The following is a 16,410-nucleotide window of genomic DNA, read 5'->3' on the forward strand; positions in this document are numbered from 1 at the left end:
AGCGCATTCGCAGCAGCAGAACGAGAACGGGCGTTTCCAATGGCACCAGAGGCCCACCAGAAGGCACAGCACACGGTTCCGCAACTGGCCGAACGCACCCCCAGCATCACGGGCCGGGAAATCGTGGCCGAGTTGGTGCCGCCTCCCCAGTTTGAACACGCCTCGTTCGAGAATTACCGGCCCGATCATGACTACCCATCTCAGGTCGCGGCCGTCGAAAAGTTGCAGGAGTTCGTGAATCCCCGGCCGGCCGGGTTCTTCTCTCGTCGCCGCCAGGCCAAGGACGACCTGCCCGGCATCTACCTGGACGGTGGGTTCGGTGTCGGCAAGACGCACCTGCTCGCCGCGCTCTGGCATGCCGCGACCGGCCCGAAATATTTCGGAACTTTCATTGAGTACACGGCCCTGGTGGGGGCGCTGGGCTACCAGGAGACCATCAAGGAGCTGCGCAGCGCGGAGCTCATCTGCATCGACGAGTTCGAGCTCGATGATCCGGGCGACACCATGGTGATGACCCGGTTGCTCGGCGAACTGGTCGCCACCGGCACCCGCGTCGCTGCCACGTCGAACACCCCGCCCAACTCGCTCGGCGAGGGCCGGTTCGCCGCCCAGGACTTTCTGCGCGAGATCTCGGCCATGAGTGCCAACTTCGAGACCCTGCGCATCGACGGCCTCGACTACCGTCGCCGCAATGTCACCGGTCAGGCCGTGGCTGTGGAGCCTGAGGCACGTGAACACCTGGTTAACACGCTGCTCGGGCGCGGTTCCAAGGTCACCGAAGACGATTTCGGATCCCTGATTCGTCACCTCGGCACGGTGCATCCGTCGAAGTACGTCAAGGTCATTCGCGACGTCGAGGTCATCGCCCTGCGCGGCGTTTTCCTGCTGACCGATCAGTCAGACGCCCTGCGGCTGGTGGCGTTCATCGACCGGGTCTACGACGCTGAGATTCCGATCGTCGCCAGTGGGCGCCCACTCAATGAGGTCTTCGACGACGAGATGATGGCAGGCGGGTACCGCAAGAAATACCAGCGCTCCCAGTCGCGCATGGTCGCGCTCACCACGGGAGAACTGCCGCCGCACACCGACTGACCACGCCAGTCGAGGTGCACGAAACACGCTTTTAACATTGAGCTCATTTCTGTTACCTGCCGGAAACATTCGTCGTTGGCGGCTGAAACCAACTGCCGGAATAGTTTCGCCCAATTCATTTTTTCGGGCGAAAGGCAACTGGGCTGATGGTCGATTTCACAGCTTTTCCGATAAGCGTTCGGGCTGACGCGGCAGCCGACACCAACACCAATTTGAGTTCGTTGTGGCTGATGGTGGCCGCCGCCCTGGTGCTGGTCATGACGCCCGGCGTCGCGTTTTTCTGCGGCGGAATGGTCAAGGCGAAGAGCGTCATCAGCGTGTTGATGATGAGCTTCGGTGCCCTGGGCCTGATCGGCGTGCTGTGGGTCGCCTACGGCTACTCCCTGTCGTTTGGGGCGGGTGATGACTGGCTGATTCCCCACGTTTTGCTCAATCCGTTCGCCAATCTGGGGCTCAGCCGTTTTCTCAGCATCGACGGTGACGGTTTTCTGGCCACAGCGGATGTTGCAGGCACCAACGCTCTCGCCTTCGCCGGTTTTCAGCCGACGTTCGCGATCATCACCGTCGCGCTAATTTTCGGCGCGATCGCCGACCGGGCCAAATTCGGTCCGTGGATGGTCTTCGCCGGGTTCTAGGCCATGCTCGTCTACCTCCCGGTGGCGAGCTGGGTGTTCAACTTCACCGTCGGCAGCGACGGCAAGATGACCGATGGCGGCTGGTCGGTGTTTCTGCTCGGGGTCAACGACTTCGCCGGCGGCACGGCCGTGCACATCAATGCCGGAGCAGCCGGGCTCGCCCTCGCGCTCGTGCTCGGCAAACGGGTCGGGTTCAAGAAGGGTCTGTCCAAGCCGCACAACGTGCCGCTGACCATGCGTCGACACCACGGTGCACGGTGAAGAGGGGTACGTACTCGATGCCGGCTGAGTGATCACAGGGGAGTCAACCAGGCATTTTCAATCCGTAACCTGCGCGAAACACCCCGGTGTGTTTGCTGAAACGTCGAGCGGTAATACTAATGCCAGCCGAGGATGGGGCTGCGAACGATCCGTTTGTGAAATTAGTCCTTGCGCTACCGCATTTGATCAACACCCTGCACATTCGAAACGCGTAAGGACAATCTATGGACACCGGAAGCATCGCATGGGGGCTCACAGCCACCGCACTCGTGTTGTTTATGACACCAGGTGTCGCCTTCTTCTACGGCGGACTGGTCAAGGCCAAGAGCGTCATCAGCATGATGATGATGAGCTTCGGCGCGCTGGGCCTGATCAGCGTCCTGTGGATCCTGTACGGCTTCAACATGAGCGCCGTCAACGGCCCCACGGAGTTCGCTGGTAACCCGTTCTCCGACTTCGGCCTCGGCAAGCTGGCGATGGGCGAGACCGGAAGTATCGACCTTCTCGGCGCCACTTACGGAGCCACCTTCGCTATCATCACGGTCGCCCTCATCAGCGGTGCCGTCGCTGACCGGGCCAAGTTCGGCTCGTGGATGATTTTCGCCGGCATCTGGGCAACCCTCGTGTACTTCCCCGTCGCAGCCTGGGTCTGGGGCGGTGGCTGGATCATGAAACTCGGTGAGACTCTCGGCCTCGGTGATATCGCTGTGATCGATTACGCCGGTGGTACCGCCGTGCATATCAACGCCGGTGCCGCAGCACTCGCTCTCGCCCTGGTACTCGGCAAGCGCGTCGGCTTTCAGAAGGGCATCACCAAGCCGCACAACGTGCCGCTCGTGCTCATCGGCGCCTCCATCCTCTGGTTCGGCTGGTTCGGGTTCAATGCCGGAGCTGAATGGCTCAACGGCCTCGAGAATGTCGGCATCATCGTCGTCAACACTTTGGGTGCCACGGCCGCGGCCATCCTCGGCTGGATGCTCGTCGAGAAGTTCAAGGACGGCAAGGCCACGTCGGTCGGCGCCGCGTCCGGCGCGGTCGCGGGCCTGGTCGCCATCACCCCGGCCTGCGCCAACCTCGAGCCTGGCTGGGCACTGCTGCTCGGTGCCGTCGCCGGTGCCGTCTGCGCCCTTGCCGTCGAACTCAAGTTCAAGTTCGGCTTCGACGACTCGCTCGACGTGGTCGGCATCCACCTTGTCGGTGGCGTCATCGGAACCCTCTACCTCGGCTTCTTTGCCATCGGTACCGGTCTGTTCACCGGCGGTGACCTGAGTCAGCTCCTTGTGCAGGGCATCGCAGCCTTCGCCGTTCTCGCCTACTCCTTCGTCGTTGCCTATGTTCTCGGTTTCGCAATCGAGAAGACCATCGGCTTCCGCATCAAGAACGAAGACGAACTGGCCGGAATCGACACGAGCGTGCACGGCGAAGAGGGCTACGCCCTCGAGCGTGTCTAGCTTCTGACTCCCGCCCGGCTCTCGGGCAACGGGGCGGTACAGAGTTCGGGTTGATCCCGGCTCGGTACCGCCTCGTTTGGGTGCAGGCCCGCTCTACTGCTCCAGGGACGAGCGGATGCCGCGGCTCAGCCGCGAACGCAGGTTCCGGAGGAGACCGGGGCGTCGATGCTGGGCGCGAGGCTGATGACCGGCTGAACCTCTTCGAGCGCGAGGGCATAGCCGACGTTCTCGGTGTTGCTGGCCTTGGCAAAGATGACGCCAACGACCTGACCGGATTCGCTGAGCAGCGGCCCGCCCGATTCGCCCTGCTGCACGTCGGACGCCACGGTGTAGACCTGGCGGGGCGTCGGATCCTGGCCATAAATGTCGGCGACACTGATGGTGCCGATCGAGATGACCTGCGCCGGGTCGGAGACATACGGTCCGCCGAAGGGATACCCGTCGGCGACGGCTCCTTTGCCCGCAGAGAGATTAGCACCGACGGTGAGTGGTGCAGCGCCGAGGCCCGGCACCGAAATGATGGCAAGGTCGTCGACCGGGTCAAAATACACGATCTCCCCGGCCATCGATTCGCCCGCCGGGGTTTCCACGACGGGCTGGCCTACTCCGGCGACCACGTGCGCGTTGGTGATGACGCGGCCGTCAGAGACCACGAAACCGCTGCCGGACTGGCTTTGTCCGCAGGCATAGGCCGTTCCGGTGATGCGCACGACCGACTGCGCGGCCACGGCCAGTGCCGGGCTGCTGGTATCGGCTTCGGCTGCATCCGGTGTCGGTCCGGTGAACGCGTCGACGATGCGCGGCAGCCCCTGCTGCACTGCTACCGAGCGCAGCTCGGCCATCAGTGACTTCACCGGGTCAGGGGTGAGCGAGTCAATACCGGAGACGACGGTGGATGAGGCGATCGCGGGGGAGAGGAAAGGAATACCGAGGGCGCCGATGCTGAAAGCCACCATCGACGCGACCAGGGCGGAGGCGACGGCAGCGAAGGCGGCGCCGAGCACCCGATTGATCGTGCCGAGGGGCGAACGCTTCTTTCGGCGTCCGACCATGCCGCCGGCCGATGCACCGAGAGAGTGGCCAATGAGCACGAGCAGAACGGCGACCGCGATGGTGCCGGGGGTGCGCCACTCCGGGGCGGGAATCCAGCCTCCGACGAGCGGAACCACGAAGAAAGCGGCGATGCCGCCGAGCACTGCTCCGACGATTCCGGTGAGGCTCTGCAGCAGCCCGCTCCGGTAGCCGTTAACGAGGGCAACGAATAAGACCAGAATCAGAAAGAGGTCGAGAACGGTCGAGCCCGGCATTCGTCTCCCTCATCTGGTTTATATCGACGATTCCGTCTTCTTCATGTTTACACAGACCGCCTCCGCTATTGCTGAGCGGGGCGGCCTCGGGGCCCGCATTCCCGGGCGATCAACAGGCGCAGTGGGTGCCCAGCGAGTACCGTGAGACCAGTGAGAGAGGAATTACGTGACGAACGCCGGGGCTTACCCCATTTCAGCGATTGCGCCGCCGCTGGCCGGACGGGCCGTGGCGAGTCAGCGCTGGTCGCACCTTGTATTTCTGCACTGGCGAGTAGATGCTGCGCTGGTCGCGCCGCTCCTGCCGGCCGGCCTGGTGCCCGATGAATACGACGGTTCGAGCTGGGTCGGCCTGATTCCGTTCGTGCTCGATCGCGCGACCATCCTCGGCAGCCCGCCTATCCCATACGTGGGCACCTTCGTCGAAGTGAATGTGCGGCTGTATGCCAAAGACTCCCGGGGCCGTCGCGGTGTCGTGTTCGTGTCGCTCGAGGCGAGCCGCCTCGCGGCCGTATTGGCCGCCCGGGCTCTGTTCTCGCTGCCCTACGTCTGGTCGCGCACCCGCCTCCGGGTGGATTCCGGCCAGTACCGGTACACGTCGACGCGCCACGGTGACGCCACCAGGCGCACCGAGGTCGTAGCTCGCCCTGGAGTTGTCGCCGTGGTCGATGACCCGCTGGCTGACTTTCTGACGGCGCGCTGGGCGCTGTTCACGAGCATCCGTGGTCGCACCGTGCATCTCCGCAACCACCACGAGCCGTGGCCGTTGTACCGTGCCGAGCTCGTGAGCCTCGATGACACTCTGTTGGCCGCGGCCAGTTTCGCTGGCTTAGCCGATCGCGCGCCGGATTCCGTGCTCTATTCGCCCGGCGTCACGACCTGGTTCGGTCGCGGCACCTGACTCTGGATCTGAGCCCCGGACTAACCGGCGATGGCGTCGATGATCGGCACGTCGCCGTCGGTGAATTCGATGAATTTGCCCACGGTGTTGTCGTTGGCCAGCACGGCGGCGGCTACGAGTGCCACGTTCTCGCGTGACGTCGTGCCGGAGGCGTCGGAACCAACCGTGATGGCGCCGGTCGCGGCGTCCAGGGTCAGCGCGCTCGGGCCGAGAATGGTCCAGCTTAGCGACGTAGCGCGCAGGTAGTCGTCTGCTGCGGCCTTGGCCTCGTAGTAGGCGAACATGCCGTCGTCGGGGGAGGCGCCATGGTCGGCGCGTGACCCTTTATAGGACACCATGATGTAACGGTAGATGCCGGTCTGCGCGGCCGCATTGATCGAGCGGATGGCCGCGTCACGGTCGACCGCGTAGGTCCGGTCCGCGCTGCCTCCTCCCGCGCCGGCCGACCAGACCACAGCGTCGTGCCCGGCCAGTGCAGTAGCGAGCTGGTCTGTGGTCAGATTCTCGACATCCGCTACGACCGGCGTAGCACCGGTCGCGCTCACGTCGGCGGCGTGCTCGGGGTTGCGAATAAGCGAGCTGACGTCGTGGCCGTCAGCCGTCAGCAAACGGGCAAGGTGGAGGGCAACTTTTCCGTGCCCGCCGATGATCGCAATTTTTGTCATGTCATCAACCTTGCCACGGTTGGCTGCGTACGGTACTCAGATTTGGATGAAGCCGAGCAGGCGCGCGCTGAAAGCCAGACAGCCCACCTGCACGACGACGAAAACGACTACCCAGACGATCCCCGGAATATGGGTGAGCCTCGCAAGCTGGTCGGCATCCGATGAGGAACCAGCCCGCCGCGACCGGGATTGCTGCAGCTCCAGCGACGTTCGCAGCGAACCGAGGAGCAGAAACACCGTGACCAGCAATGCAAAAATCCCCTGCACCTGGGGGGAGCCAAACCAGGAGACACCGAAAACCGCGGCGCCGGTCACGGCCACCGACCAGAGTCCGAACCAGTTGCGAATCTGCACGAGCAGCAGGGCCAACAGCACCAGGAGTACCCAGAGCAGGCCCACGTCGTAGCCGAGGCTGAGCAGCCAGGCGGCGCCCAGACCGAGCAGCGCAGCGGCCGGGTAGCCGGCCAGCAGGGTGAAGATCATGCCCGGTCCGCTCGGTCGCCCTCGACTCACCGTGAGCCCTGACGTGTCCGAATGCAATCGGATGCCGCCCAGCCGCCGCCCGCAGAGCAGTGCGACGACGCCGTGGCCGCCCTCGTGCACGATGGTGACGGCGTGACGGGCGAGGCGCCACACCGGCGGAAACAGCACGATCACGGCGGCCGCTGCAACGGTCCGCCACGCGACTATCGGTTCCAATCCGGTATGCGGTGTCGTCATGCGGAGCCAGATGTCAAGAAGCACGTCCATGTCCCTCAGACTAGGTTGCCCAGGCCGCTCTCCCCGCTCTCGTGCACGCAGGGGGTAGGCAACGCAAAAAACCCCCTCGTGACAGGGGGTTTTCGTGGTGGGCGATGCGGGACTTGAACCCACGACCTCTTCCGTGTGAAGGAAGCGCGCTACCAGCTGCGCCAATCGCCCAATTGCAGTCGCAGGGAAATCGAAGTTTGCCTTGCGACTTTTGATACTAGCCCAGACTGGAGTGTCGCCGCACATCGACCCCGAGCCGGGTATGGCGCGTGCGCCCCTGGCCCGGTGAAGGCCGTGTTTCGGGCGCGTTCGACCACAATTTTCGGGCGCGCGGGAGCTACGTCGCTGCGCGCGAGGCGGAACTGGTGCGCAGCGGCGCAGCTCCAGCGCCTCGCATTACGCGGGTTTTGCGGCCAGGACCGCACGCGCGCGTACTGGCCTAAGTCCCGCGTACTGACGCAACTCCAGTGCCGGCCCGGAGGCGATCTCAGGGGCAACCGGGCCGCCCCGACCCCGCCCGCACCACACGGCGCAACACGCCGTAGACGGCTCGGTTTGGTTTCCGTCTTGCTATTCAGCTAGAGTCTTTGAGTACGCAGAAATGCGGACAGTTGCGGATGTGGCGCAGTGGTAGCGCATCACCTTGCCAAGGTGAGGGTCGCGAGTTCGAATCTCGTCATCCGCTCAAATGAACTGGAATCGGCTAATTGGCCGGTTCCAATTCGTTTGGTATGAACCCATATGGTGTGAACCCACATGGTGGATTGGCCGAGAGGCGAGGCAGCGGCCTGCAAAGCCGTTAACACGGGTTCGAATCCCGTATCCACCTCCATTCTTTGAGCACGTCCTAAAGATGAGCATGTACGAGAGAATGAGCACTTCCCAGAATCTTGGGCGATTGGCGCAGCGGTAGCGCGCTTCCCTGACACGGAAGAGGTCACTGGTTCGATCCCAGTATCGCCCACAGAGCACTTCCCACAGAAACCCCGGTTCGCCGGGGTTTTTTTGTACCCAAACCGCACCGGTGCACGAACGCACGCCCCGTCTCGATGCCGACCGACGAACAACCCCGCGCGCGCCGCTAAAGTTGACGGGTAGGCAATCAATAGGGAGTTATACACGTGGCTGACGGCTTTGCGCTTTTCACCGATCGATCTGTTGTCGCGATGCGCGTCAACGGTGAGTTGAAAGATTTGGCGGCCACCGTGTTGCCGACGGATGCTGTCGAACCGGTCAGCATATATTCTCCCGACGGCCTCAACATTTTGCGCCACTCTGCCACCCACGTGCTGGCCCAGGCCGTGCAGACCGTCAACCCGGCCGCCCGCCTCGGCATCGGCCCGTTCGTCACCGACGGTTTCTACTACGACTTCGACGTGGCCGACCCGTTCACGCCCGACGACATCAAGTCACTCGAAAAGGCGATGGACCGCATCATCCGCCAAGGCCAGCGTTTCGTGCGCCGGGTAGTCACCCACGATGAGGCACGCGCCGAGCTGGCTGCCGAACCGTACAAGCTTGAGCTCATCGGCATCAAGGGCGGCCCCGGGGAGGGCGGCGAGGCTGCCGCCAACAACAGTCCGACGGCCGACGAAGAATCGGTCGAGGTCGGCGGTGCCGAACTCACCATCTACGACAACGTCGATCCGAAGACGGGGGAGACGGTCTGGAAGGACCTCTGCCGCGGTCCGCACCTGCCGAACACCCGCATGATCGGCAACGGCTACTCGCTCACCCGCCTGGCCGCAGCGTACTGGCGCGGCTCGGAGAAGAACCCTCAGCTGCAGCGCATCTATGGCACCGCTTGGCCCACCAAAGATGAGCTGCGCGCGTATCAGACCCGTCAGGAAGAGGCTGCCAAGCGCGATCACCGCAAGCTTGGCGCCGAACTCGACCTGTTCAGCTTCCCAGAGGAGATCGGTTCGGGCCTCGCGGTGTTCCACCCCAAGGGCGGCATCATCCGCCAGGAGATGGAGAACTACTCCCGCAAGCGCCACACCGAGGCTGGCTACGACTTCGTCTACTCGCCGCACATCACCAAGTCGACGCTGTTCGAAACCTCGGGCCACCTCGATTGGTACCGCGAGGGCATGTTCCCCCCGATGCACCTCGACGAGGAACGCGACGACACCGGCCATGTCACCCGCCAGGGCGTCGACTACTACCTGAAGCCGATGAACTGCCCATTCCACAACCTCATCTTCAAGTCCAGCGGTCGCAGCTACCGCGAACTGCCGATGCGCTTGTTCGAATTCGGATCGGTCTACCGGTACGAGAAGTCCGGCGTGCTCAACGGCCTTACCCGCGTCCGCGGCATGACGCAGGACGACGCCCACATCTACACCACCAAGGAAGGCATGAAGGAGGAGCTCACCAGCACCCTCAACTTCGTGCTGCAGCTGCTCGCCGACTACGGTCTTCAGGACTACTACCTCGAGCTCTCCACCAAAGACCCAAAAAAGTTCGTCGGCACCGACGAGGCGTGGGAGGAAGCCACCGTAACGCTCCGCGAGGTTGCCGAGGCATCCGGTCTCGATCTGGTCGCCGACCCGGGCGGAGCCGCGTTCTACGGCCCCAAGATCTCGGTGCAGGCCAAGGATGCCATCGGGCGCACCTGGCAGATGTCGACCATCCAGCTCGACTTCAACCTGCCCGAACGGTTCGACCTCGAATACACCGCGAATGACGGCAGCCGCCAGCGCCCGGTCATGATCCACCGCGCCCTGTTCGGCTCGATCGAGCGTTTCTTTGCCGTGCTCACCGAGCACTACGCCGGAGCCTTCCCGGTGTGGCTGGCCCCGGTGCAGGTAGTCGGAATTCCAGTGTCGGAGCAGTACGGTCCCTTCCTCGACGACGTGATCGCCACCCTGAAGAGGGCCGGCGTGCGCGCCGAAGTTGACCATTCTGACGATCGCATGCAGAAGAAGATCCGCACGCACACCAAGGCCAAGGTGCCGTATCAGCTCATCGTGGGCGAAGATGACCAAGCCAACGGCGCGGTCAGCTTTCGCTTTCGCGATGGTACGCAGCAGAACGGGGTGCCGGTAGACGAGGCCGTGCAAATTATCGTGGAGTCGATCGAGGACCGCGCGCAGGTGACCACGACTCCGGTCGCCCCGGTCGCCCCTGCTGTGACCGAAGTGCAGGCGTAGCGTGCCGGCCATTCCCGCAGATCGACTGCGCGGTTCCGACGCCGTCGACGCCGGCGCGGGGGAGACCGCTGCCGAGTTCGCCGGTGTTCCGGATGCCTTTCAACGGCTGTGGACGCCGCATCGGATGGTTTACATCCAGGATGGGCAGCAGCCGCACCCCGACGACTGCCCGTTCTGCATCGCGCCGACCCTGGACGATGAGAAGGCGCTGATCGTGGCGCGGGGTACCCACGCCTACGTGCTACTCAACCTTTTTCCGTATAACAGCGGCCACCTGCTGGTCTGTCCGTATCGGCACGTCGCCACCTACGACCAGGCCACGCCGGAGGAGATCGCCGAAATCGGCGAGTTCACCCAGATCGCCATGCGGGTGCTCACGCAGGTGTCGAACTGTGACGGCTTCAACATCGGTATGAATCAGGGACGTATCGCGGGGGCAGGCATCGCCGAGCACCTGCACCAGCACATCGTTCCGCGCTGGGCCCTAGACTCTAATTTTTTTCCGATCATCGCCGGTACCAAGGCCATCCCGCGCCTGCTCGGCGACGTGCGTCGGGAAATCGCCGAGGTCTGGCCCGTCGCCGGGGCGCCTACGGCTGCCGCCACAAGCACTCTCTAGCTTTTTCTCACGGCCGGGCGCGTGCTGGTGCGCCCCGGTCTTCGGCTCACACCCACCAGGCTCCGACCAGACCACCACCATGCAAGGAATAGGATCGTAGTTATGACTGAATCAACCTCTGCCGAGCAGTTCGGATCGAGCCGCGTCAAGCGTGGACTCGCCGAAATGCTCAAGGGCGGCGTCATCATGGACGTCGTCACCGCTGCCCAGGCTCGTATTGCTGAAGACGCCGGCGCTGTCGCCGTCATGGCTCTCGAACGCGTTCCCGCCGACATCCGCTCGCAGGGTGGCGTGGCCCGCATGAGCGACCCCGACCTGATCGACAGCATCATCGCCGAGGTCAACATTCCGGTCATGGCGAAGGCCCGCATCGGCCACTTCGTCGAAGCACAGATTCTCGAGGTGCTCGGCGTCGACTACATCGACGAGTCCGAAGTGCTTAGCCCGGCCGACTACATGAACCACATCGACAAGTGGAACTTCACCATTCCCTTCGTCTGTGGCGCTACCAACCTCGGTGAGGCGCTTCGCCGCATCAACGAGGGCGCGGCCATGATTCGATCCAAGGGCGAGGCCGGCACCGGCGACGTCTCCGAAGCCACCAAGCACATCCGCACGATCAACGGCGAGATCAAGCGCCTCACCTCGATGAGCCGTGACGAACTCTATGTCGCCGCCAAGGAACTCCAGGCTCCCTACGAGCTCGTCGCCGAGATCGCCACCACCGGCAAGCTGCCGGTGGTTCTGTTCACCGCCGGAGGCGTGGCCACCCCGGCCGACGCCGCAATGATGATGCAGCTCGGCGCTGACGGTGTGTTCGTTGGCTCCGGCGTCTTCAAGTCGGGCAACCCCGAACAGCGTGCCGCCGCCATCGTGAAGGCTGTCACCTTCTACGACGACGCCAAGGTCATCGCTGAGGTCTCCCGCGGCCTCGGTGAAGCCATGGTCGGTATCAACGTGTCGGACATCCCCGCACCGCACCGCCTCGCTACGCGCGGCTGGTAGCCAGACCGTTCGTGACGATTCTCTCGATGGGCACCCGACCGGCAGAGGCTGCTGTACCGGCAGGACTGCGGGTTGGGGTGCTCGCCCTGCAGGGCGATTTTCGTGAGCACGCGCAGGTACTGCGCGAGCTCGGCGCGAACGTCGCCCTGGTGCGCCGTCCGGAAGAATTGCTCCAGGTCGACGGTCTGGTCATTCCGGGCGGCGAATCGAGCGTCATGGACAAGCTCGCCCGTACCTTCGGCCTAGCCGAACCGCTCCGCGCAGCCATCCGCGGCGGGCTGCCCGTCTATGGAACCTGCGCGGGGCTGATCATGCTCGCCGACACGATTCTCGATGGCATGAACGGCCAGCAGAGCCTCGGCGGACTCGACATCGCCGTGCGCCGCAACGCCTTCGGTTCGCAGACCGCTTCCTTCGAGACCGACCTTGACATTGCAGCGCTCAGTGACAAACCGGTGCACGCGGTGTTCATTCGCGCCCCGGTGGTCGAAACCGTCGGCCCGCTGGCGACCGCCCTGGCCACCCTCGACGACGGCCGGTGCGTCGCCGTGGAACAGGGAAACCTGCTCGGCACGTCCTTTCACCCTGAGATCACCGGTGAATACCGTTTTCATCAGTATTTCCTGCAGAAACTGGTCGCCGCCGCCCGCTGATGCCAGGCCCAATTGTGCCGGGCGCGCGAGTGTGGCTAGGGTTCAGACATGACTCAGACACCCGGTGGTCAACGATGACCCGATATGTAGCACTGCTCCGTGGCATCAACGTCAACGGCATCACCATCGCCATGGCCAATCTTGCCGACACCTTTCACGACCTCGGTTACACCGACGTCAAAACCGTGCTGGCGAGCGGCAACGTCATCTTCAGCATCGACAGTCCGCTCGTCGACAAAGCGGATGCCGCGGCCCTCAAGGCGCGCATCGAAGCGGCCCTGACCGCCCGGTTCGAGTACGAGGCCTGGATCGTGCTGGTCGACGCCGAATCGCTCGACCGGATCGTGCGTGCCTTTCCCTTCACCGCCGATCATGACGGCTGGCATTCCTATGTCATGTTCTCCTCCGACCCCGGTCATCTCAGTGAACTGGCCGGTCACGCCAAGGAGCTCGAGCCGTCCGACGAACGCATCGAACTCGGCCACGGCGTGCTGTACTGGGAGGTTCGCAAGGCCGTGGGCATCAAGAGCGCCTTCAGCAAGAAGAGCGCCAAGCTCAAGTACCGTGACACGACGACCACCCGTAACCTGCACACGCTGCACAAGCTGCTGGAAGTCACTCCGGGATAGACTGATCCGGCACTAAGCGTGCACCGACTTCGCAGCGCTCACTTAATTTTGACGTAGCACAACAACGGGAGATGTATGTCCGGGCATTCCAAATGGGCCACTACCAAGCACCAGAAGGCGGTCACCGATTCCAGGCGGGCCAAGGCGTTCGCCAAGCTCATCAAGAACATCGAGGTCGCGGCCCGACTGGGCGGCGCTGACCTCTCGGGTAACCCCACGCTGGTTGACGCTATCCAGAAGGCCAAGAAGACCTCGGTCCCCAACGACAACATCGACCGCGCAGTCAAGCGCGGTGCCGGGCTGTCGGGCGAGCAGGTGGACTACACGACGATTATGTACGAGGGCTACGCCACGCACGGTGTCGCGATCATGATCGAGTGCCTCACCGACAACAAAAACCGTGCCGCAGCCGAGGTGCGCACAGCAATGGCCCGCAATGGCGGCGCCATGGCCGATCCGGGCAGTGTCGCCTACAACTTTCACCGCAAGGGCGTCGTTGTGGTCAAGCACCTGCCGACACTCACCGAAGACGACATCATGCTCGCCGTTCTCGATGCCGGCGCCGAAGAGGTCATCGACGAGGGGGACACCTTCGAGGTCCACTCCTCCGTTGGCGATCTCGTCGCCACCCGCACCGCGCTGCAGGCCGCCGGAATCGACTATGAGTCAGCTGACATCGCGTTCATTCCGTCGCTCAAGATTGAGGTCGACGCCGAAACCGCCCGCAAAGTGTTCCACCTGATCGACGCGATGGAAGACCTCGACGACGTGCAGAACGTGTACTCAAACTACGACCTGTCGGCCGAGGTTCAGGCCGCACTCGCAGCCGAGTCCGAGTAGTTCGATGGCGGTCAGGGTTCTCGGCATCGACCCGGGCCTCACCCGCTGCGGTGTGGGCGTGGTCGATGTCGAGGGCAACCGCTCCGCCCGTCTGGTCGATGTGACCGTGCTGCGGAGCGCCGCCGACCTTCCGCTGGAGCGGCGGCTGCTGTTGTTGTCCCAGGGTCTGGAAGAGATGCTCGACCGCCACCGGCCGCAGTTCATCGCCATTGAGCGGGTCTTCGCCCAGCACAACGTGCGCACCGTCATGGGCACAGCGCAGATCAGCGGGGTCGCCCTGCTGCTCGCCGCGCAGCGCGGTCTGCCGGTAACCCTGCACACTCCGAGCGAGGTGAAGGCCGCCATCACCGGTTACGGTGCCGCCGATAAGAAGCAGGTCGGCACCATGGTCGCCCGCATCCTCGGGCTGACCGAGATTCCCAAACCAGCTGACGCAGCGGATGCCCTCGCCCTCGCGATCTGCCACGCCTGGCGCACCGGAGCATCCGGTGGCACCCTGCCGACCGTCGCCTCGGTGAAAGCTGCCACGGTCACGACGGGCGCGCTGACGCCAGCGCAGAGGGCCTGGCGTGCCGCCGAACGTGGGTCGGTGCCAGCAGCGTCAGCGGTGCCCCGTAGTCTTAAGCGGTGATCTCTTCCGTACGTGGCCTTGTCCTTTCAGCTGTCGGCTCAACCGTCGTGATCGAGGTTGGGGGAGTCGGCCTCGGCATCCAGGTGACGCCGGCCACCGCACTCGGCCTGCGCATCAATGACGAAGCCCGGCTGGTGACCACCCTCATCGTGCGTGAAGATTCGCTCACTCTCTATGGCTTTCCCACTGCCGATGAGCTTGCGGTCTTCGAACTCCTCGTCGGTGTGACCGGTGTGGGTCCCAAGTCCGCCCTGGGCGTGCTCGCGGTGCTCAGCCCCAACCAGATCGCGCAGGCCGTCGCCGGCGACGACGACGGCGCCTTCCGCAAGGTCAGCGGCATTGGACCGAAAACCGCCAAACTCATCGTTCTCTCCCTGGCCGGCAAGCTCGCCGTCACGACGGCGACGTCTCCAACCCGCCAGCCAAATGCCACCTCGGTTGCTGTCAGCGTGCAGGCCGCGCTGATCGGCCTCGGCTGGTCGGAGCGCGTCGCGGCCGAGGCCGTCGACGATACCCTCACCGAGTTGGCGGATGTCGCCGATGACGACGCTGCGCCGCCGGCGGTGGCCGCAGTGCTTCGGTTGGCCCTCGGCCGCCTGGGTCCGGCAGCGCACCACGCCACCGGGTCGGCGGCCGCGAGCAACGGAACGGGGCGCTCATGAGCACTGATCCCGCTGTCGAAAACTCCGCCATCAAACTGGTCAGCCCCTCGCTCGAAAGTGAGTCCGAGCTAGCCTTCGAGGGCGCTCTGCGCCCGGCGAGTCTGGCCGAATTCGTCGGCCAGAAAAAGGTACGTGGGCAGTTGCAGCTGCTGCTGACCGCCGCGACCATGCAGAATCGCACGCCAGACCACATCCTCCTGGCTGGCCCTCCCGGCCTCGGCAAAACCACCCTGGCCATGATCGTCGCTTACGAGGGCAACCGCCCGCTGCGCATGTCGAGTGGTCCGGCCATCCAGCACGCCGGCGATCTAGCGGCCGTGCTGTCGTCCTTGGTTCCCGGCGAGGTGCTGTTCATCGATGAAATCCACCGCATGGCACGCTCCGCCGAGGAGATGCTCTACCTCGCTATGGAAGACTTTCGCATCGACATCATGGTGGGAAAGGGTGCTGGCGCCACTTCCGTTCCACTCGACCTGGCCCCATTCACCCTGGTCGGTGCCACGACCCGGTCTGGCCTGCTGCCGAACCCTCTGCGGGACCGTTTCGGTTTCACCGCCCACCTCGAGTTCTACGCCGAGAGCGAGCTCGAACAGGTGTTGGCCCGGGCAGCGCAGCTCATCGAGCTGCCGATCAAGAAGGATGCCCTCGCCGAGATCGCCGGACGGTGCCGTGGCACACCGCGCATCGCGAACCGCCTGCTGCGCCGCGTGCGCGACTATGCGCTCGTGCACGGGGGAGCTGCCGACATCGCCGCGGTGCACGCAGCCCTCGAACTCTACGACGTCGACGCGATCGGCCTCGATCGGCTCGACCGGGAGGTCATGAAGATCATTTTGACTCGTTTTGGCGGCGGACCGGTGGGGCTCAATACCCTGGCCGTGTCGGTGGGGGAAGAGTCCGAAACTGTCGAAGCGGTCGTCGAGCCCTTCCTGGTGCGGATAGGCTTCCTCACGCGTACCCCGCGAGGGCGCGTTGCCACCAGCGCAGCGTGGCAACATTTTGGCCTCGTGCCGCCCCCGGGCTCGACTGCACAGGGCAGTACGACCCTTCTTGACCTATAATTCAATTTGGCCCGCCTGTCTAGAGGCATATTCTCTAGGCCTGCTGTCGGGTCTTCACTCACAGCTTCGGCCACCCGCGCCGCAATCGAAAGGTTTCAC

15 protein-coding genes, 4 tRNA genes and 1 pseudogene are annotated in these 16,410 nt (G+C 64.1%); 16 read left to right on the forward strand and 4 right to left on the reverse strand.

The window, feature by feature from the left end:
* The first annotated feature begins 39 nt into the window (after positions 1 to 39).
* From zapE to CXY77_RS08080, 3 genes and pseudogenes are all read left to right on the forward strand, one after another.
* Positions 40 to 1,092 carry a cell division protein ZapE gene (gene zapE / locus CXY77_RS08070; protein WP_092340016.1) on the forward strand — a complete coding sequence of 351 codons (1,053 nt, stop codon included), beginning with the start codon at positions 40 to 42 and terminating at the stop codon, positions 1,090 to 1,092.
* A gap of 230 nt (positions 1,093 to 1,322) precedes the next feature.
* Positions 1,323 to 1,964: pseudogene (locus CXY77_RS08075) on the forward strand (ammonium transporter); the annotation flags it as partial.
* Positions 1,965 to 2,212: 248 nt separating this feature from the next.
* Positions 2,213 to 3,439 (forward strand): ammonium transporter, encoded by a 1,227-nt coding sequence (locus CXY77_RS08080; RefSeq protein WP_104129923.1) that lies wholly within the window; start codon positions 2,213 to 2,215, stop codon positions 3,437 to 3,439.
* A 125-nt stretch (positions 3,440 to 3,564) separates the two neighbouring features.
* On the opposite strand, the gene CXY77_RS08085 is transcribed toward CXY77_RS08080, so the two are convergent.
* On the reverse strand, positions 3,565 to 4,746 hold the full coding sequence (locus CXY77_RS08085; protein ID WP_104129924.1) for a MarP family serine protease: 1,182 nt from the start codon (positions 4,744 to 4,746) through the stop codon (positions 3,565 to 3,567).
* A 166-nt stretch (positions 4,747 to 4,912) separates the two neighbouring features.
* Between CXY77_RS08085 and CXY77_RS08090 the strand changes: the two genes are divergently transcribed.
* Complete coding sequence (locus CXY77_RS08090) at positions 4,913 to 5,644, forward strand: YqjF family protein (RefSeq protein ID WP_092340019.1); 732 nt, start codon at positions 4,913 to 4,915, stop codon at positions 5,642 to 5,644.
* Positions 5,645 to 5,664: 20 nt separating this feature from the next.
* On the opposite strand, the gene CXY77_RS08095 is transcribed toward CXY77_RS08090, so the two are convergent.
* From CXY77_RS08095 to CXY77_RS08105, 3 genes are all read right to left on the reverse strand, one after another.
* Positions 5,665 to 6,309, reverse strand: coding sequence for an SDR family oxidoreductase (locus tag CXY77_RS08095; protein ID WP_092340020.1), 645 nt, complete (start codon positions 6,307 to 6,309; stop codon positions 5,665 to 5,667).
* Positions 6,310 to 6,345: 36 nt separating this feature from the next.
* The gene (locus CXY77_RS08100) at positions 6,346 to 7,059 is read right to left on the reverse strand and encodes a M50 family metallopeptidase (protein WP_092340021.1); all 714 of its coding nucleotides are present in this window, start codon (positions 7,057 to 7,059) and stop codon (positions 6,346 to 6,348) included.
* Between the two features lie 95 nt (positions 7,060 to 7,154).
* Positions 7,155 to 7,230, reverse strand: a tRNA-Val gene (locus tag CXY77_RS08105).
* A gap of 442 nt (positions 7,231 to 7,672) precedes the next feature.
* Here CXY77_RS08105 and CXY77_RS08110 point away from each other — a divergent pair.
* The 12 genes from CXY77_RS08110 (at position 7,673) to ruvB (ending at position 16,311) form a co-directional block, all read left to right on the forward strand.
* Positions 7,673 to 7,744 (forward strand) — tRNA-Gly (locus CXY77_RS08110).
* Positions 7,745 to 7,817: 73 nt separating this feature from the next.
* Positions 7,818 to 7,891: transfer RNA gene (locus CXY77_RS08115), tRNA-Cys, on the forward strand.
* Positions 7,892 to 7,951: 60 nt separating this feature from the next.
* Positions 7,952 to 8,023, forward strand: a tRNA-Val gene (locus CXY77_RS08120).
* 202 nt (positions 8,024 to 8,225) lie between these two features.
* On the forward strand, positions 8,226 to 10,211 hold the full coding sequence (gene thrS, locus CXY77_RS08125) for a threonine--tRNA ligase (protein WP_233197319.1): 1,986 nt from the start codon (positions 8,226 to 8,228) through the stop codon (positions 10,209 to 10,211).
* 1 nt (position 10,212) lies between these two features.
* Positions 10,213 to 10,830, forward strand: a complete 618-nt coding sequence (locus CXY77_RS08130) for an HIT domain-containing protein (protein ID WP_369827338.1) — start codon at positions 10,213 to 10,215, stop codon at positions 10,828 to 10,830.
* Positions 10,831 to 10,932: 102 nt separating this feature from the next.
* The gene (gene pdxS / locus CXY77_RS08135; RefSeq protein WP_092340023.1) at positions 10,933 to 11,835 is read left to right on the forward strand and encodes a pyridoxal 5'-phosphate synthase lyase subunit PdxS; all 903 of its coding nucleotides are present in this window, start codon (positions 10,933 to 10,935) and stop codon (positions 11,833 to 11,835) included.
* 26 nt (positions 11,836 to 11,861) lie between these two features.
* Positions 11,862 to 12,488, forward strand: coding sequence for a pyridoxal 5'-phosphate synthase glutaminase subunit PdxT (gene pdxT, locus CXY77_RS08140; protein ID WP_104129925.1), 627 nt, complete (start codon positions 11,862 to 11,864; stop codon positions 12,486 to 12,488).
* 74 nt (positions 12,489 to 12,562) lie between these two features.
* Entirely contained in the window at positions 12,563 to 13,117 is a 555-nt protein-coding gene (locus CXY77_RS08145; RefSeq protein ID WP_092340025.1) for a DUF1697 domain-containing protein, read from the forward strand.
* A gap of 75 nt (positions 13,118 to 13,192) precedes the next feature.
* The gene (locus CXY77_RS08150) at positions 13,193 to 13,957 is read left to right on the forward strand and encodes a YebC/PmpR family DNA-binding transcriptional regulator (RefSeq protein ID WP_092340026.1); all 765 of its coding nucleotides are present in this window, start codon (positions 13,193 to 13,195) and stop codon (positions 13,955 to 13,957) included.
* 4 nt (positions 13,958 to 13,961) lie between these two features.
* The gene (gene ruvC, locus CXY77_RS08155; protein ID WP_092340027.1) at positions 13,962 to 14,588 is read left to right on the forward strand and encodes a crossover junction endodeoxyribonuclease RuvC; all 627 of its coding nucleotides are present in this window, start codon (positions 13,962 to 13,964) and stop codon (positions 14,586 to 14,588) included.
* Entirely contained in the window at positions 14,585 to 15,250 is a 666-nt protein-coding gene (gene ruvA, locus CXY77_RS08160; RefSeq protein WP_104129926.1) for a Holliday junction branch migration protein RuvA, read from the forward strand. The genes ruvC and ruvA overlap by 4 nt, the downstream gene beginning before the upstream one ends.
* Positions 15,247 to 16,311, forward strand: coding sequence for a Holliday junction branch migration DNA helicase RuvB (gene ruvB / locus CXY77_RS08165; RefSeq protein WP_092340029.1), 1,065 nt, complete (start codon positions 15,247 to 15,249; stop codon positions 16,309 to 16,311). The genes ruvA and ruvB overlap by 4 nt, the downstream gene beginning before the upstream one ends.
* Positions 16,312 to 16,410 lie beyond the last annotated feature (99 nt).

The sequence above is a fragment of the Cryobacterium sp. N21 genome, assembly GCF_002929575.1.
Lineage (GTDB): Bacteria > Actinomycetota > Actinomycetes > Actinomycetales > Microbacteriaceae > Cryobacterium > Cryobacterium flavum.

Excerpts from the sequence above, each read along its gene's own strand:
- zapE (WP_092340016.1), top strand. The coding sequence starts at position 40 with ATGGCACCAGAGGCCCACCAGAAGGCACAGCACACGGTTCCGCAACTG.
- CXY77_RS08085 (WP_104129924.1), bottom strand. The coding sequence starts at position 4,746 with ATGCCGGGCTCGACCGTTCTCGACCTCTTTCTGATTCTGGTCTTATTC.
- CXY77_RS08095 (WP_092340020.1), bottom strand. The coding sequence starts at position 6,309 with ATGACAAAAATTGCGATCATCGGCGGGCACGGAAAAGTTGCCCTCCAC.
- CXY77_RS08100 (WP_092340021.1), bottom strand. The coding sequence starts at position 7,059 with ATGGACGTGCTTCTTGACATCTGGCTCCGCATGACGACACCGCATACC.
- CXY77_RS08150 (WP_092340026.1), top strand. The coding sequence starts at position 13,193 with ATGTCCGGGCATTCCAAATGGGCCACTACCAAGCACCAGAAGGCGGTC.
- pdxT (WP_104129925.1), top strand. The coding sequence starts at position 11,862 with ATGGGCACCCGACCGGCAGAGGCTGCTGTACCGGCAGGACTGCGGGTT.
- CXY77_RS08080 (WP_104129923.1), top strand. The coding sequence starts at position 2,213 with ATGGACACCGGAAGCATCGCATGGGGGCTCACAGCCACCGCACTCGTG.
- CXY77_RS08145 (WP_092340025.1), top strand. The coding sequence starts at position 12,563 with ATGACCCGATATGTAGCACTGCTCCGTGGCATCAACGTCAACGGCATC.
- thrS (WP_233197319.1), top strand. The coding sequence starts at position 8,226 with ATGCGCGTCAACGGTGAGTTGAAAGATTTGGCGGCCACCGTGTTGCCG.
- ruvC (WP_092340027.1), top strand. The coding sequence starts at position 13,962 with ATGGCGGTCAGGGTTCTCGGCATCGACCCGGGCCTCACCCGCTGCGGT.
- ruvB (WP_092340029.1), top strand. The coding sequence starts at position 15,247 with ATGAGCACTGATCCCGCTGTCGAAAACTCCGCCATCAAACTGGTCAGC.
- pdxS (WP_092340023.1), top strand. The coding sequence starts at position 10,933 with ATGACTGAATCAACCTCTGCCGAGCAGTTCGGATCGAGCCGCGTCAAG.